Origin of the sequence: Dokdonella ginsengisoli (assembly GCF_042652785.1) — a bacterium.
In the GTDB taxonomy this organism is placed as follows: domain Bacteria; phylum Pseudomonadota; class Gammaproteobacteria; order Xanthomonadales; family Rhodanobacteraceae; genus Dokdonella_A; species Dokdonella_A ginsengisoli.
Map to the genome: position 1 here is coordinate 1 of NZ_JBHSHD010000020.1, position 761 is coordinate 761.

Sequence of the window (761 nt, forward strand, 5' to 3'; positions counted from 1 at the left end):
CGCTCGGGCGGTTCCAACGGTTCGGGCGGCGCGCAGGGCGTGCAGGGACCCAGCGGCGTCTCCGGCGCCACGCCCGGTTCGCTGCAGGGCCGCATCAACGAGGCCATGGGCTTCTTCGAAAGCCAGGGCTGGACCCGTGCCCAGGCCGCCGGCATCGTCGGCAACCTGCAGGCCGAGAGCGGCGTCGATCCGAACCGCGCGCAGAACGGCGGCGGACCGGGCTACGGCCTGGCCCAGTGGGAAGCGCCGCGCCAGGCCGACTTCAAGGCGTGGGCCGGCAAGGACATCCACCAGTCCACCTTCCGCGAGCAGCTGGAATTCATCCAGCACGAGCTGACCACCAGCGAGCGCGGCGCCGGCAACGCCCTCAAGGGTGCCACCACCGCCTCCGAGGCGGCGCAGATCGTCTGCAACAAGTACGAGCGTCCCGGCATCCCGCACATGGAGACGCGTATCGCCAACGCGAACGCGATCTTCAACAACGCCACGCCGACCAAGCCCGGCGCCGACACGCCCGGCAAGCCGAACGGCGGCGGCGACACGCCCACGCCCAATCCGTCCACCCCCGGCGGCGGCGGCAACTACACCGTGCGCAGCGGCGACACGCTCAGCGGCATCGCCGAGCGCAACGGCGTCTCGCTGTCTTCGCTGATCGCGGCCAATCCGCAGATCAAGAATCCGAACCTGATCTATCCGGGACAGACCGTGCATCTGCCCGGCGGTGCCAGCGGCGCCAACGGCGGCGGCGGCAGCCACACCGT

1 protein-coding gene is annotated in these 761 nt (G+C 71.1%); it reads left to right on the forward strand.

The window, feature by feature from the left end; translation table 11 throughout:
• On the forward strand, positions 1-761 hold a 761-nt coding region (locus ACFO6Q_RS20075; RefSeq protein WP_380023016.1), incomplete at both ends, for a phage tail tip lysozyme.